This window comes from Pseudomonadota bacterium (genome assembly GCA_018817425.1).
Taxonomy (GTDB): domain Bacteria; phylum Desulfobacterota; class Desulfobacteria; order Desulfobacterales; family RPRI01; genus RPRI01.
Genome location: JAHITX010000034.1, coordinates 158,930 through 175,212 on the forward strand (window position 1 = coordinate 158,930; position 16,283 = coordinate 175,212).

The following is a 16,283-nucleotide window of genomic DNA, read 5'->3' on the forward strand; positions in this document are numbered from 1 at the left end:
CCAGGTTCACGGTTCCAGGTTCCAGGTTCCAGGTTCCAGGTTCAAGGTTAGAGAGTGATGAAGGGCTCAAGATAATCAACCGTGAACCTGACAACCTGAGTAGTTACAAAGAACTTAATTCTTTTTCCCTTCGATTCCTTTTTTATATGAATTTTTTCCATACCAGTTAATTTGTCTGCAAATACCTCTGATTATACTAACTTCTCCGGCACGAAGTTCAACCCTTGTAAAAAAATGCCGTATTTTATTCATCCAGTAATCGGGATTTTCATGATTAATATAATCGATTTTGACAAGTGTTTCCTTTACCTGCTCATACATTCCGTCAAGCTCATGCCTTGAGGCAAGCCTTGGAGAATATTTTGTTTTTTCTTCTATTCCTGCAAGAAAAAGCTCATAGCACACAAGCAAAACTGCCTGAGAAACATTAAGAGAGGAAAAATCCGAAGATGGAATATTGATTAGCTCATGGCAAAAGCGTATGTCTTCATTTATAAGCCCTCTGTCTTCGGAACCGAACAAAATTGCAATACGGTTGTTTTGAGAAAGATCTGCAAGCTTTTTTGCCATATTCGATGGAGTTGAAACCACAGCCCGCTCTCCGCCAAGACGTGCTGTTGTTCCGACTACATAATTATATGAAGAAAGAGCTTCTTTAAGATTTTCAAATATTTTTACACCATCAATGACATCGGAAGCAAAATGTGTTGCAAGCTTTCGGATTTTATTAAGGTCATAATTTTCAGGTGAAACAACTACAAGATTTGTTATTCCCATATTAAGCATGGCCCTTGCAGCTGATCCTATATTTTCAGGAAACCTGGGCCGGACCATGACAATTGTAATGTTATCTGGATTGACTTTTTGCGCCATCAGCCAGTTATTTCAAAGCTGTTAAAAAAATAACCTATTTCAAAAGCAGCTGTTTCGGGTGAGTCTGAACCATGCACAATATTTTTTTCTATATCAGTCGCAAAATCCGCACGAATTGTTCCAGGAGTTGCTTCCTTATAATTTGTTGCTCCCATTAATCCCCTGTATTTTGAAATTACATCTTCGCCTTCAAGCACCAACGCAACAATCGGGCCGGTTGACATAAAATCGGTTAAACTTGCAAAAAAAGGACGCTCTTTATGAACAGAATAAAAGCCTTCAGCAACTTTTTTTGTCAAATGAATCATTTTCATGGCTACAATTTTAATACCATTTTTCTCCAAACGGCTAATTACGTCTCCGATCAGAGAACGTGATACTCCATCCGGTTTTATGAGAGATAAAGTTCTTTCCATAATTTATATAATCCTTTCAAATATTAAGGTTTTTAAGCCAGTTATTTATTGTTTGCGCAGACTTACCAGAAGTGGGTAATCAAGTCAATAAAGGCTTATAGCGATTTTTAAAAGATTATTTTGATTCAAATTGGAATTGTTTGGTTATTAGTGCATATACGGTTTAACATGTTAAAAAATATTTATCGTAAAATTATTAGATACCTGATACATAATGTGCTATGCTAAAAAAATTCAAAAATTTTTTCTATATCGGCTTATGTCTAACTATCTTGATTATTAAGGAAATATAAATGATATCTCGTATGCGGTTGCCTTTAAATTTTTGCCATGCATGGTATTATTCGTTTATCTTGTTTTTGATAATAATTCTCTTTTCCCCAGGTGTTTCAGCTGATGGCGATGTCTCTTTAGGTGCTGAGGCTACCAAAAAAATCCATATTATTGCAGACAGCCTGATTTCTGACAGTAATGCAAAGTTTGCTGAATTTATTGGAAAAGTTGAGGCAACTCAGGGTGAATTTGTTATAAAGTCGGACAAATTGAAAATATTTTACAAAGGTAAAGCAAAAGATCAGGCAGCATCAGGAACTGATGAAGCGATTGAAAAAATTGTTGCTACCGGAAATGTGAATATAAAATCCAAGGACATGACTGCTGTTACAAAAGAGGCGGAATATATTTCCGATACTATGATCCTTACGTTAAGAGGTGAAGGCTCAAAGGTGGTTGAGCAGAAAAACTTTATAACCGGATCTAAAATAATCGTATATCGTAAGGAAGGTAAAACAAAGGTTGAAGGAGATAAAAACGAAAGGGTAACAGCTGTTTTTTATCCAAGAGAAAAAAATGAACTAGCAAATAAAGAAAAGAAGCCTAAGACCGAAATACCGGAAAGCACTGTTGTAGCAGCAAAAGAAATTGAACCCAAAAAGCAGGAATTGCTCCCGGAAAAAACAGCTGACATGGAAAAAGAAAAACCTTTGTTAAAGGAAGCCGTTATAGAGCCAGAGCCGATTGATCAGCAGAATACCGGTTTATCCATACCTGTTGGGCCTGTTGCTGTAAATATTCCAGTGGTGGAAGATAATGCAAAACCGGAAGAAGCCGCTGAAAAAATTATTCCCGGAAGCCTTAAAAAGAGTGTAGGTATAACAATTTTTGAAGACAAAACCATTTATGGTGCAATGGGTTTTAAAGAAACTCTTTCCAGAGAGTTTACCCAAAATATTAAAAAGAATTATCCTGATTTACTTTTTTTAAAAACCGGCAATAAAAATTATCCTTCGGCTTTTGTAGAACTTCCAAGACTGGCATCAGGAAACATTGATTCATATGAGCTTTGTGAGGCAGGCAGGCAATTAGGCCTGACTTCAATCCTGGCAGGATCGGTAATAGACATAATAGCCAGTGATGAATCCCGCGGTATATGGTTCTGGAAGAAAACAGTTCCTGAAATAAGCATGACTGTTCGTATTGAACTTTTTGAAACCGAAACAGGAACAAAACTTTTCGATGAAAATTATACTTATAAAGCAGATTCCGACAAAGCCGGGGTTGAACTTGTAAAATCCGGTAAACTCGATGCAGTTTTTCTGAAAATGGCTTTGAAACACTATATGTCATCGTCTGTAAGCTCTATTTGCAACATCATGAAGGAACAAAAGTGGAAGGGATTTATTTCATCGGTTTCTGACAACAAAGTAACCATATCATCCGGAAAAAATCTGGGGCTTGTTTCAGGCCAGATATTTAAAGTTTTTGGAAACAGCGTAATGAGTGGAGTGGACAACCGGAAATTTGTAGTGCCTGGGCTAAAAATTGGAGAAGTCAAAATAACCAAAGTCTTTGATAACAGCTCCGAGGCTGTTATAACATCGGGAAGTGCTTTAAAGGAAGGTTATTCTATAAGGCCGAAATAAGACTGATAAGTTTGTAAGTTCACGAGCTGATAAACCGTTAATTAGCCAGGTTCCACAATACTTTTGTCAGTTTATTCTTCCGTCTAAACCAAGCGCCTTTAAGCAAGCATGGGTAGCTCCTATTTATGACCAAGTTTATCCATAGCTGTGGCAAAAAGCATGGCAATATCGGGATTCGATTGCCCTAATCCTCCGGATGCTGTCCAACCTCCATCTACAGGCAGGTTAATTCCCGTAATATAAGACGCCTCATCGGAGGCAAGATAGACTGCGGCTTTGGCAACGTCCTCCGGAGTTCCTATTCGTCTGATCAGCAGACAGTCGGTAAAAGGTTTTTCACCTCCGGCAACCAACAAGCCATGTGTAGCCGGAGTATCGATCATTCCTGGTGATATGGAATTGACTCGAATGTTGTAAGGGGCCAACTCCACAGAGAGATGGACGGTCATGCGGATAACTGCACCTTTGGCAACGTTGTGGACAAGATTTCCGGGGCAGTTGCCCGGCATTCCGGCACCTATCATTCCAGCAATTGAACCGGTGTTTATGATTACCCCACCGGATTTTCGCTTGAAAACAGGCAAGGCATGTTTGACTGCAAGAAAAATAATCGTTACTTCATTGGCAAGGTCGTAGTCCCAATCCTTTCTGGTAAGAGTTTCGATAGTACCTCCTCTCCCACCGGATGCGTTATTATAGAGGATGTCGAAATCGCCGAATTGCGCCACAGCAAAGTCCAGCCAGCTTTTGACTTGTTTCTCATCGCTAAGATCTACCGGCTGTATAGAAACCATGTTTCCTCCTTCAGCACGAACCATCTCAACGGTTTCCTGTGCAGGCCCTTTTTGTAGATCACACCCTACAACCTTGGCTCCCTCCCGGGCGAAGGCCAGTGCCGCCGCTCTTCCTTGTCCACTGGCAGTACCTGTTATAAGTGCTACCTTGCCGGCTAACCTATTAGCCATAACTACCTCCTCCATGTCTTATTGCAAAAATTATTGATACAGATATTTATGGCATAGTGCCAAACACCATCGTAGGCAACAATATCTTGCCTTTATTATAAATAACACAGCCTATGTGTTCAAACCTTTCTTTTGGGCTTCTTTTCGCAATTCGGAATATACTTCCAGATGATCGATTTCAGCGGCGGGGCAAACATTATTGCAGTTTCCACACATGATGCAGGCATAGAGACCGTTTTGAACAGCTTCTAAAACCCTGTCAGCTTCGTCAAATGGGTCGTAGTAACGTAATCCTAAAGCTATAATACCTGCGGGTCCTATAAATTTTTCAGGGTCCTTATCTTCATTGATGACCGGGCAGGCGGCAACGCAACTTAAACACCTGCAGCACCATTCCAGGTTACCAATTTTTTTGGCCAGGGCCGGGTCCATAACTGCTGTGATGTCGCTTTGTACAAGGGGTTTTGATCTTACCCTTGCTTCTATTTTGGCTATTCTTTCCAGGATTTTGCTCTTATCTATGATAAAATCCCGAATTACAGGAAAACCTTTTAAGGGTTCAATAACGATATCACGGTCATTCTTTATGGGAGTATAACATGCCATCATCGGTTCACCGTCAAGCATCATTGCACACCGCCCGCATACTCTTCCCCTGCATGAATAATCAAATGCTATTGCTTCATGGTTTTCATGGACATATACGAGTATTTCAAGAACCGTTATATTTTTCTTCCAGGGAACATTATAAGTCGTGTAGTAGGGCATTGCATCTATTGCCGGGTCGAATTTATATATCTTTACATTCATCCCTTCTTTCCTTTATATATCCTTTCAGATAAGGTTTTTGGACTGCGTTATCAGTCGCCCCCCTCCGACAACGTACCAACTGTACGCTTTACTCAGGGGGGCTCCTTCTGGCCTTGCCAAAAACATTATATGAAAGTCTACAGGGTAAATTTATTGTCTATGAATTTTTTTATCTGTTCCGGAGAATAGTCCAGACATACGATCGGTTTTTTCTCAAGATACATTTTCCCGTTAACCAGTTTAACGGTAATATTACACAGCCAGTTATCGTTATCCCTTTTGCTATAGTCCGATCTGTAATGCTGACCCCTGGTTTCCGTTCTCATTAATGCCGCCCGGCACATGGCTTCGACCATATCAATCATGTTATAATTTTCTAAGGCTTTATACCAACAATATGCCACGTAATACTTTATATCTTGTGTGGCTTTTCTTAAATTTCAATGCGGATTCCCACCGCATATTTATTATTTCTTCACTACCTTATCGAAATCAATCCCAAGATCCTCCATTACAACCTGAACCGCTGCACGGCCGCCACCTACTATTCCTGTGCCCGGATGGGAACTCGAACTACTCAAGTATAACTTCTTCAACGGCATCCTGTAATTCCATCCGGGAAGAGGACGGTTGCCGGAAAGCTGCCAGTTAAAGCATCCTATATGGCCGATATCAGCATGAACAAATGCTGGATTGTGCTGCTCAAAATCCAGCGGCGTCATAAACGACCTTCCCAGAATATTATTATCACCCATGTTAGTCGTTCTTTCACGCAGATGACTAAGAATACCGTCTGCTACCTCCTGACCCTTCTCTTTCCACATCTGTGCTCCTCCGTCAGCCAGATCGTAAGGAGCAAAACCATAAAGATAAAGAGTATGTTTGCCAGCAGGAGCTCTCGTCTTGTCCCATTTGCTATATGAAATGCTAAGATAAAGATCGTCCCTCGGATATCCGAGATCAAGTGCATGAAACGCATTCCAGTATTCTTCCTTGCTACATGATGAAAATTCAATCCAAAAAGCATCGTTTACATCTTTGTCGCTACTTTTAAATTTTGGGACCTCATTTAATGCAAGATGCTGATGTATAGGCGCAAAATTTGAGGGAGACAGATTCTTTACACTTTGTGCAAAACCCTCAGGAAGCGGATGTCCGCCGGTCATGCCCGGAAACATCTGCTTAATGCTCATACCCGATACTACCGCCTTGCCGGCCAGTATCTCTTCTCCTGTTGTTAATATAACACCTGTTACCTCATCATCTGATATCTTGAATTCCTTTACCGTGCTCGATAGTTTGATAGTCCCGCCGTTGGCTTCTATCAGCCTGCCCATAGCCTCGCTTAACTCGCCTGAACCGCCTTCAGGGATACCTCCACCATATTTGTGAATCATCGGAATGAATATAAACAATGTAAAACCGGTGCCTTTTACAAATGGGTTAATCATAGCTTCCGATGCATATCTCGAAAGAGCTATTTTGATCTTGTCGTTCTCAAATATCTCATCAACCACATCCCAGGCGCTTATCATCTGTGCTCTTATCAACTCACGACCCTCGGGGCTCTGATCCATCATCGCCATTTGAGCTCCAAAAGGCGGTGGAGGGTTGAACATACCCATTGTCAGCATGTCGAGCATCCTTATCGACCAGTCGTGAAATTTTCTGTAAGCCACTGCATCATGCTCGGAAATCTTTGCTATGGATTGACAGGTCTTGTCCAGGTTCTGATGAAGTACAAAAACTGAATCATCATCAAAAATTACCCCGGTCATAACCTCAGGTTTTAAGTACTTCAGTCCGTATTTTGCTTGCAGCTCAAGTTCATCATCCTTTATTACAGGGTTGGGCGCAATAAAGCCATGCCAGGTGGAACACACATCGTGTTTGAACCCGGGCAGCGTTAACTCTCTGGTCTGAGCTCCACCTCCGATCTTATCCTGATGTTCCACAACACACACGTTAAGTCCCGCTTTTGCAAGATAAGCACCAGCCATTAATCCATTATGACCTGCACCAGCTATGATTACATCATACTTTGACATATTATTTCCTTTCCGATTATTTTTTTTAAATAAACTTAATGAAATTACTTTTTACGAATCCGGATTACTTAGACAGCAGTAAGAAATTATTGACAGTAAAAAAGCCGGGGTCCAGTTTTGAAGCAGGTATAAACAGGAAATCTTCTTCCGGGTCCGTTGATCGTGATACGCATGTAGCATGGCGGGCTTTTTCATCAATAAAAAGCATAGCATCATGATCCCCTGTATTATTTTTACCGGTCGGCACCTCACTGTAGTGCACTATAAAAGAGAGCCATGTACGGAAATCGCCGGATTTTTCATATACCTCTTTGTACCATATGGTATAAGTTTTCTGATCGATATAGTTTACATGCAACCCCCAGTTATAATACGGATCTTTAGGCATCTGTTCCACAATCCATACTTTTCTTGGAACATAGGTAATATTAAGAGGAGTCCATGATGCGCCCTCCCATTTTGGATCATCGAAACCTAATTTGGGGTGAGTGCCGGTATAGGGAAAGGCCCTTTTCATCCTTCCATCCGGAAATTCCTGTGCCGGAAGTATATTTGGACTGGTAAATGAAACAAGAATTGTCTTTTCGCCGATATATTTCCAATTCATTGTGCGGGTTTTACCACTCCACAGATAATTTGTATCCCTCCATGAATCAGAGCCCATATAGGGGTCAGACTTCATCCCTGAACCGGTTTGACGAATTCTTCGAATGGCAGGAACATAGACATAACTGCTATCTTCCCTTTTGTCCATATAGATGTATGTCAATATATTAGTTCCTTTGGCACTCATCGGATCCAAAGTATTTGAAAATTCGTACTGCAGAGCCTTATCAGGATTACTTATCTCCTGACCAGGCGGCCGGCCATTCATATACAGGCGCTGATCCAAGCCTTGAACATAACGCTCTTCCCTTGTTTTATCTATCCACATAATACGGGTTTTATCTCTTGAACCCATAAAACGATTTCTTTGGAATTCGAAGTTATATATGATTTTTACCCCGGCCTTTGGATCTTTAAGATCAATGTTGGGAAAAGGATAACCGTAAATATTTTCCGGGTATTTTCCAGTGCGTTTATCGATCAAATCGCCATCAGGAGTTACGTCAAATTTTCCCTCATTCTTTGGGCCTGCCGCAAGAAAACCGTTAGTATGTTTGTATTTAAAGTTTATTTTTCCCGGTGTAATAAAATAGTCACCTTGTTCAATTGCACGGTACATAGCAGGAATGAGCAGATCTTTGTATTGACTGCAGTTGGTCTTGTCTATCAACTTGGGTAAATCCATAGCCCAAAGGAGATTACCACCACACAAAAGCAGAACAAATAACGAACACAGTGACAACCCAAAATACTTCAAAATTCTCGTTCGTTTCATTTTCTTCTTTTCCCCCTTCAATTTTCATAATTGTTATATTTTTATCTTCATCTTCGCTATTGAACAGCCCTTTTGAGGAGGCTCTTATCAAATAACAAGCGCTGTCAGGCAAGACATACAACAACAAAAGGGCTGTTTAATGACGAAGATAACCTCATCTTGTAAAGGTTCACCCGACATCTTCGATCTGTTTTGGTATTAATAATTATCTTCCCATCAAGGCATACTCGCTCCACCATCAACAGATATGGTCTGACCGGTAATAAAGGAACCTTCATCTGAAGCCAAAAGTATGGCCATACCGATATAATCCTTTACCGAAGCGGTCCGTCGCATGGGGGTTGTGTTCACTATCATTTGAATGATTTCTTTCGGATATTTGGATTCCGAGATCAGTTTGGTGTCAGTTGTCAAACCACAGGCAATGGCATTCACATTAATCCCCATCGGACTTAGTTCAGCTGCCATAACCCGGGTCATGGCAAGCATCGCCCCCTTTGTTCCGGAATAATCTGAATTCAGTGGTATACCCACTCTTGCCTGGGCAGAACATATTCCAATAATCTTTCCGTATTTCTTCTTAACCATTTCTCTTGCCACAAGCTGAGTGCAGAAAAAAAACCCTTTCTGGTTTATAGCTACAACACTATCAAATGTTTCTTCGTCCTTTTCAAGAAATGGAACTGATGAACCGCTGATAGCGGCATTATTGACAAGTATATCTATCTTTCCGAACTTTTTTATGGTTTTATCTATCATGCCTTTGATATCTGAGATCACTGATACATCAGATTTCAGAGCAAGGACTTCAACACCAACAGCCTTTATGTCTTGTTCAGCAGTTTTGAGCCTTTCTTCATTCCGGGCAGTAATTACGATATTAGCCCCTTCATTTGCCATACCAAGGGCGATAGCCTTGCCGATTCCGGCACTGCCACCCGTTATAATTGCAACCTTATCTTTTAGTTTCATGGTTTAGTCCTTTGTTATAGCTGTTACCACCGGGCAAATTACCTCATCACACTCAATTTGTATTCTGATTGCCATATTAAATATTAGATGATTGCTTAAATCGTGCCAAAGTATAATATATAATAATATCGTATTGTTAAAAATTATATATAAATTAATATCTTTCATATGAAATAATATCATTTTTATAAGAATAAATAATGTGCTATAAAATTGTATCGGTATCCCCGTTTACTTATAATTGTATAGAGCAGAGCCACTTTCAAAACGTTTCAGTTTGGTTAAGCTCAAGGCGGACGAAAATTTTAACCGCAGGAATACATTGAGTATTTCGAGGATTAAAATTTGAGCCCAACGCAGAGATCGGCCAAAATGGGGCGTTTTGAAACTGGCTCAGCAGGATAATTTTATGGATATAGAAGATACAAACGAATTTTACCGTCAGGCGACTATGCGGATCTGTGGGAGCCTGGATATAAAAACTGCCATGTGGAATACTCTGGAATATCTTGAAAAATTTATGCCAATAACAGGAATGAATCTTGTGCTGGGTGAGCCGGGTGTTCCTGCTATAGAAGCATTGGCTCAGGTCAGCCGTTATAAGATAGAAAAGAGTGATCAGATTATTCCTCTGCCCCCGGAAATCCGGTACGAGGTTGAAAGCTATTGGGCAAGTTTAGATGATGTTATAATCGTCAATAACCCTGAGCTATTTCCGACTATGCTGAAAGTAGCTTTATTGTTTGATAAATCCAGGTTTGGCTTGTCAAATATGACCATGCGCTTGAAAATACAAGACAAAAGGCTGTTTGCCCTGGTAGTTTATTTAAGCGGGCCAGGACAATATAAAAGTGAACATGCAAATCTTTTGTCGATGTTGCATGATCCCTTTGCCATCGCTACGTCAAATGCTCTTCGACATCAGGAGGTGCTGAAACTAAAAGAAATGCTGGCAGATGATAACCGGTATCTTTATCAGGAAATGCTTCATATTTCCGGTGATGAAATCATAGGTAAAGATGCTGGGCTAAAGCAGATTTTCGGTATGGTCTGTCAGGTAGCTCCTGTAAATATTCCGGTTCTTCTGCTTGGTGAAACCGGAGTGGGCAAAGAAGTAATTGCCAATGCCATCCATTATTCTTCTCCTCGAAAAAATCAGCCGTTTATAAAGGTTAATTGCGGGGCAATACCTGATACATTGATTGACAGCGAACTTTTCGGACATGAAAAAGGGGCTTTTACCGGAGCGTTATTTCAAAAACGCGGCAGATTTGAGCGGGCACATAAGGGAACCATACTGCTGGATGAAATCGGGGAGCTTCCGCAGGAAGCACAGGTAAGACTTTTGCGAGTATTGCAGGAAAAAGAAATTGAACGAGTTGGCGGTGTCATGCCTATACCTATAGATGTAAGGATTATTGCCGCCACAAACAGGGATCTGAAAAGTATGGTAAATTCGAATCGTTTTAGAGAAGATCTCTGGTTCAGGTTGAATGTGTTTCCACTCAAAATACCCCCATTACGGGAAAGAAGGGGTGATATCCCGGAACTGGTTCATTACTTTATAAATCGAAAATCAAGAGAAAGAAATATATCTCCTCCTCCAACAATTGAATCCAAAACTATTGAACAGTTAAAAGCATATAACTGGCCGGGTAATGTACGAGAACTTGAAAACTATGTAGAACGCATATTAATTCAATATCAGGGTCAAGATATTTCCGCTCCACTCATATTTGAAGATATTATTTCGCAAAAAATAGAAACGGAAAATTATAGCCAACCGATTAATATCAAAGAAAATGATGTAGAATGCAAAGCTATATCGCATTTAACGGAGTTAGCCAAGATCATATTTTCCCAATTTGATACAGAAAAGCTTAAATTTTTGGCAGATAAAAACGAACCTTTGGAATTGGAAGAAAATCTTTCATTACACATTCAGAAAGTATTGAAACTGACTGGCGGCAAAATAAACGGGCCTGGAGGAGCAGCTGAACTTCTTAATATAAATCCAAATACACTAAGAACAAAAATGCGAAAGCTGGGGTTATTAAAAAAAAGAGATAGAAAAAAAGCATAAATCTTACAATAGAGCCACTTTCAAAACGTTTCAGTTTGGTCAAGGTCAAGGCGGGTAAAAATTTTAACCGCAGGAATACATGTAGTATTTCGAGGATTAAAATTTTTACCCAACGCAGAGATCGGCCAAAATGGGACGTTTTGAAACTGGCTCAATAGAAATAGTTTAAATCTTCCAGGAATCATAAACTTTTTCTCTTGATTTGGCAGCTGTTTTAAGTATTCCTACATTTACATCAACATAATCATAAACAACAGCTTTACTTTTGCCTGGCGCGGGTCTTAGCACCCTGCCAAGATATTGAAATACTCTTCCTGCAAACCTTATAGGAGTGACTATAAACAGAGTTGACAGGTATTTGCAATCAAAGCCTTCTCCAACAAGCTGCCCCGTTGCTACAAGTACTTTTATTTCACCGTTGTTAAGGCGATCAAGGATATCTTTCCTTTGAATAGCTGGTACATCGCCGGTGAGCAAATCGGATGATATTTTATATCTGTATTTTAATATTGCCTGTAAGGTTTCACAGTGTTTTTTTCTGTCTGAAAGTACAAGACAGCATCCATTCCCATTTTTTGATTCTTTTGCAATATCCGAAGCTATAAGATGGTTTCTTGTATCGTTTGTGGTTAATTCGGAGAGCATCTTGCTGTATTCATTAACAGGATCAAAAAACGGATTAAAATCCGTTTCTCTTACAATAACCTCAGCAGGCAGAATGTCACCTTTTTCAACAAGCATTGTTTTATCAACTTCATGCCGAACATCTCCGAGATACCAGAATATAAGTTTTGAAAGATTATCTCTGCGCCAGGGGGTTGCAGATAATCCAAGCATATATTTTGAATCAAAACCGGAGACCGCCTCGGTAAATGTTCTGCTGGGAGTCCTGTGGCATTCATCAACTACAAGATATCCTGTTTTTAAAGAGACTTCTTCAATGCATTTATAAACGGACTGAACAAGTGCGACTGTTATCTTATCTCCTATTATCTTTTTCCCTGATCCGATTATTCCAATTTCTTCTTTGGCAATACCAAGAAAAGTTTCAATACGTTCGATCCATTGATTTGCAAGCTCTTTTGAGTGTACTATTATCAATGCAGGTTGCATGCGTTGTTTTATCATATAAAGCGCCATTACGGTTTTACCGCTTCCCGTAGGAGCATTCAATGTTCCAAAATCCTTGGAAAGCATTATATTTACTGCCTGTTCCTGGAAGGGCTTTAATGAGCCGTTAAATTTGAAATCAACCAAAGGAAGCAAACGCCTTTTATCCGTAATTTCATATTCAATTCCGTGGCGTTTGCAAAGGAGTATAAGCTGGCGCATAAAACCTCTTGGAACCCAGAGCCCCCCTCCTTTTACCCTGTCATAAAACTTTAAAACTCTTGGAGTTCCCCTGTTCCAGCGCCCCATTTTTTCATTATCCATCCACTTGGGATTAGACAATGTAAGCTTTTCCGTTACTAACTGATATATGTTGGGTGGAATATTGGAAAGTCTCAGATTGTTTGATATGACTATTTTCAAGTTATCACCTTATCATTGGTAATTGATATTAGTTGATCATTTTTATCAATTAAAGATTTAGCTTTTGATTCCGATTTTATTAAATTTGTTTTCGACAGGCTGTTACGGAACTACATTTTAGAAAATTGAGAATCAATGAAATCAAAAAGTTACAATCTCTAAAATGGGGAAAATCAGCATTCTGCAACAGCCTGTTGACATTCATTCCCCCTTAAAAAAGGGGGATTAAGGGGGTTGTTATAGATTAATTAATTTAGCGCTTACGCCGCCGCCCCTCTGAGTACTTCTTTAAAAGCTAAAGAAAGTTCTGCTTCAGGATCTTTTTCTATGTATCTCTCAAGATCTGTTATTTCATCAATATCGGTTTTTACTGAAAGCAGTTTATATTTAATGCCGAAAGATTCAGCAATTTTAAGCGTTGCAGAAAAAACACTTTCGGTGCTCCATGCAATATCTTCAAATAATAGCGGATAAAAACCGGACAATCCGATAAGATAATATCCTCCATCCTCGGTTGGGCCCAAAACAAGCTTGCATGTTTTAAGAAGTTCAAATGTTTTTTGTATATCAAAATGGGATATATCAGGGCAATCGGTTCCTATGATGCATATTTGTTCATAATTTTGTGCAAAACCAAGTTTGAAAACACCTTGCATCTTATGCCCCAGGTTTCCTTCAGGCTGATCTTTTATAATCATACCTTTGGCTGTTTCATCAAAATATGCTTTACTACATTCAGAAGTTTTATAGATTATTGTGTCATAATCTTTATCGGAAACAACATTATTAATTATATGGCGAAGCATAAGATCGTAAAGGGTTGAAGCAGTTTTCATGCCTGTATCTCTTCCCAGTCTGGTCTTAACCTGCCCGCAAACAGGCTCTTTTGCAAACAAAACCAGAAGCTCTTTTTTCATCTTATATCCTTGTAGAACTTTGCAAGCCTGTGAGGTGATACTCCAATCCTGTATAACAATGGAATAAAATGCATCAGTAAGGCAGCAGTAAAAACGCCATGTTTAAAACGCCTGTAGGATACATCAACGCAAAGCCTGGAATAAAATATTTTACCTGCTTTAAAAATTCTTCTCGAAAATTCGTAATCTTCCAATATAGGAATTTCCGGAAAACCCGATACGGATTTAAATACGTTTTTTGTAACAAAGATTGCCTGATCGCCGTACATATACTTTGCGTATCGGGATCTAAGCCCGGTAATATATGCAAAAAATCTGTCTATACTTTCAAGGGATTCTTTGCCGCCGCACCTGATTCTGAATCCGCCTGCTATAAATCCGGAATCAACTGCTTTTATAACTTCAGACTTCCATTCTTTTGGAAGAGATACGTCTGCATGCAAAAAGAGTAAAATATTACCATTTGCTTTGTCTGCACCGTAATTCATCTGTGCAGCACGTCCTTTTTTGGTGGATTGCAGAAACCTTATGCTTTTAAATTCCGCAATTATTTCTGCCGTACGGTCTTTACTGCCTCCATCTACTGCAATTACTTCGATGTCTTCGTCAGAAACAGGTAACAGCGACTCAAGCTGTCCGTGTATTATTTTTTCCTCGTTGAATACAGGAATTATAATAGAGATCATGACATTATTGTATAGCACCCTGGCATGAAGATCCGGCCCCGGCTGTACATCCGTAACAATGATTGTGCAAAACTATTGGCCTAAGGCTAAGCTTTTCGATATCAAATCTGCTGATATGATCAGAATATTGGGAACTGACAGGCATATTTAACATCTGATTGAAATCGCAATCAAACAGGTTGCCGTTCCATGCAACAGATATCATTGTTCTGCACATCACATTTTCAACAGCCATTGGATTGAATGCCTGTAATAGTTCATACATATATTCATCATAGTTTCCGGAGGCCATAAGAAAATCAAGATACCTTCCTATAGGCATATTGGTTATGCAAAACAAAGTATTAAAATCTACATTGTGCTTGTTTTTCAAGCTTAGCTTATAATTTTGCTCAAGACTTTTCTGGTTTGCCGGAAGATATGCGCCAAGCGGATTATGGACAAGATTAAGAATAAGGCCGCTTTTGGTTTTGCCATAACCTTTTTCATTCAGTATTTTTGCGGCTTGTACGAACTTATTAAAAAACCCTTTACCGCGCTGCCGATCGGCTCTGCTTTCATCACAATCAGGAAGCGAAGTTACTATCTCTACATTGTTTTGAGCATAAATATCAGCAAATTCGGAATAATCATGTTCGGCCAGTATGGCAAGATTCGATCTTGCTATAAGACGTCGATTAAGTTTTGCAGCTTGTTTAATAAAATTTCTTATTCCCGGATTCATCTCAGGCGCACCACCGGTTATATCTATTACATTAATCCCGCTGTTTGCCTTAATTACTTCCAGGCACAAATCAAGAGTATCGGCAGACATACTTTCTTCTCTGTTATATCCTGCTTCAACATGACAATGCCTGCAGGAAAGATTACATCTTTTTCCGACATTTAACTGCAATATTTCTATTCCTGTAGCATATATCGGACCTGTCAGCTTTTCGGTAAAATTAACGGGGCATCTGTTCAATGCAGCAAATTGATTTGAAACAGCCATTTTACATACTCTTTTTTCTGATTATTTTTCGCATCTGGGTTGAATGAACAAGGGTAATTCCTGCCATCATTGAAGCTCCTACATGAACGGCTTCCATCATCTCATCTTCACTGATTCCAAGCGAGAGGCATTTATTAGTATAAGCGTCTATACAGTAAGGACAATTCTGAGTCATTGCCACAGTTAGTGCAATAAGAGTTTTTTCCCGTTCACTTAATTTGCCGGCCAAAGTTGAGGCACCGTAGTAATCAAAAAATTTAGTGCCCTGATCCGGTGCGTATTGGGTAATATCGGGAAAATCCGCCAGATCTTCCGGTTCATAATAATTTGATGCCATATTTATATTCCTTTCGGGGTGTAGGTCCATATAATTCCCCCTTAATAAAGGGGGCCAGGGGGTTGTTTAGTTCTTGAAAATATTTTGATATTATTTTCTAATTTAGGTTTATACTAAAATTTTATTACAACCCCCCTTAATCCCCCTTTTCTAAGGGGGAACTTTGTAAGAAAAGGAAAACTCTCTTTGGTAATACCGATATTGAACAGAGCCACTTTCAAAACGTTTCAGTTTGGTCAAGCTCAAGGCGGGAGAAAATTTCAACCACAGGAATACATTAAGTATTTCGAGGATTGAAATTTGAGCCCAACGCTTAAGATCGGCCAAAATGGGGCGTTTTGAAACTGGC

16 protein-coding genes are annotated in these 16,283 nt (G+C 39.5%); 2 read left to right on the top strand and 14 right to left on the bottom strand.

What is annotated here, in order from left to right:
* Positions 1-114: 114 nt before the first annotated feature.
* Together KKC46_07600 and ndk are read right to left on the bottom strand one after the other, a co-directional pair.
* A complete protein-coding gene (locus KKC46_07600; GenBank protein MBU1053678.1) occupies positions 115-873 on the bottom strand; it encodes an RNA methyltransferase in 759 nt (252 codons plus the stop codon).
* Positions 873-1,289: a nucleoside-diphosphate kinase gene (gene ndk, locus KKC46_07605; protein MBU1053679.1), complete on the bottom strand. Its 417-nt coding sequence runs from the start codon at positions 1,287-1,289 to the stop codon at positions 873-875. Before ndk ends, KKC46_07600 begins: the two co-directional genes overlap by 1 nt.
* Before the next feature lie 293 nt (positions 1,290-1,582).
* Here ndk and KKC46_07610 point away from each other — a divergent pair, with 293 nt between their 5' ends.
* Complete coding sequence (locus tag KKC46_07610; protein ID MBU1053680.1) at positions 1,583-3,211, top strand: hypothetical protein; 1,629 nt, start codon at positions 1,583-1,585, stop codon at positions 3,209-3,211.
* Between the two features lie 119 nt (positions 3,212-3,330).
* Here KKC46_07610 and KKC46_07615 read toward each other — a convergent pair whose 3' ends face one another.
* From KKC46_07615 to KKC46_07640, 6 genes are all read right to left on the bottom strand, one after another.
* The gene (locus tag KKC46_07615; protein ID MBU1053681.1) at positions 3,331-4,176 is read right to left on the bottom strand and encodes an SDR family oxidoreductase; all 846 of its coding nucleotides are present in this window, start codon (positions 4,174-4,176) and stop codon (positions 3,331-3,333) included.
* 111 nt (positions 4,177-4,287) lie between these two features.
* Positions 4,288-4,986, bottom strand: coding sequence for a 4Fe-4S dicluster domain-containing protein (locus tag KKC46_07620; GenBank protein MBU1053682.1), 699 nt, complete (start codon positions 4,984-4,986; stop codon positions 4,288-4,290).
* Between the two features lie 137 nt (positions 4,987-5,123).
* Positions 5,124-5,351: a hypothetical protein gene (locus KKC46_07625; GenBank protein ID MBU1053683.1), complete on the bottom strand. Its 228-nt coding sequence runs from the start codon at positions 5,349-5,351 to the stop codon at positions 5,124-5,126.
* Between the two features lie 102 nt (positions 5,352-5,453).
* The gene (locus tag KKC46_07630) at positions 5,454-7,034 is read right to left on the bottom strand and encodes an NAD(P)/FAD-dependent oxidoreductase (GenBank protein MBU1053684.1); all 1,581 of its coding nucleotides are present in this window, start codon (positions 7,032-7,034) and stop codon (positions 5,454-5,456) included.
* Positions 7,035-7,098: 64 nt separating this feature from the next.
* Positions 7,099-8,415, bottom strand: coding sequence for a DUF1329 domain-containing protein (locus KKC46_07635; GenBank protein ID MBU1053685.1), 1,317 nt, complete (start codon positions 8,413-8,415; stop codon positions 7,099-7,101).
* 216 nt (positions 8,416-8,631) lie between these two features.
* Positions 8,632-9,387 (bottom strand): SDR family oxidoreductase, encoded by a 756-nt coding sequence (locus tag KKC46_07640; GenBank protein ID MBU1053686.1) that lies wholly within the window; start codon positions 9,385-9,387, stop codon positions 8,632-8,634.
* 409 nt (positions 9,388-9,796) lie between these two features.
* Between KKC46_07640 and KKC46_07645 the strand changes: the two genes are divergently transcribed.
* On the top strand, positions 9,797-11,470 hold the full coding sequence (locus KKC46_07645) for a sigma-54 dependent transcriptional regulator (GenBank protein ID MBU1053687.1): 1,674 nt from the start codon (positions 9,797-9,799) through the stop codon (positions 11,468-11,470).
* A gap of 165 nt (positions 11,471-11,635) precedes the next feature.
* Here the strand turns inward: KKC46_07645 and KKC46_07650 are convergent, their stop codons facing one another.
* The 6 genes from KKC46_07650 to KKC46_07675 all read right to left on the bottom strand — a co-directional run.
* Complete coding sequence (locus KKC46_07650; protein MBU1053688.1) at positions 11,636-13,003, bottom strand: DEAD/DEAH box helicase; 1,368 nt, start codon at positions 13,001-13,003, stop codon at positions 11,636-11,638.
* A 260-nt stretch (positions 13,004-13,263) separates the two neighbouring features.
* Positions 13,264-13,920 carry a TIGR04282 family arsenosugar biosynthesis glycosyltransferase gene (locus KKC46_07655; GenBank protein ID MBU1053689.1) on the bottom strand — a complete coding sequence of 219 codons (657 nt, stop codon included), beginning with the start codon at positions 13,918-13,920 and terminating at the stop codon, positions 13,264-13,266.
* Positions 13,917-14,606 carry a TIGR04283 family arsenosugar biosynthesis glycosyltransferase gene (locus KKC46_07660; protein ID MBU1053690.1) on the bottom strand — a complete coding sequence of 230 codons (690 nt, stop codon included), beginning with the start codon at positions 14,604-14,606 and terminating at the stop codon, positions 13,917-13,919. Before KKC46_07660 ends, KKC46_07655 begins: the two co-directional genes overlap by 4 nt.
* Positions 14,607-14,610: 4 nt before the next feature.
* Positions 14,611-15,597, bottom strand: coding sequence for an arsenosugar biosynthesis radical SAM protein ArsS (gene arsS, locus KKC46_07665; protein ID MBU1053691.1), 987 nt, complete (start codon positions 15,595-15,597; stop codon positions 14,611-14,613).
* Position 15,598: 1 nt separating this feature from the next.
* On the bottom strand, positions 15,599-15,934 hold the full coding sequence (locus tag KKC46_07670; GenBank protein MBU1053692.1) for an arsenosugar biosynthesis-associated peroxidase-like protein: 336 nt from the start codon (positions 15,932-15,934) through the stop codon (positions 15,599-15,601).
* Between the two features lie 150 nt (positions 15,935-16,084).
* Positions 16,085-16,283, bottom strand: a 199-nt coding sequence (locus KKC46_07675) for a hypothetical protein (GenBank protein ID MBU1053693.1), incomplete at its 5' end; no start/stop codon positions are given.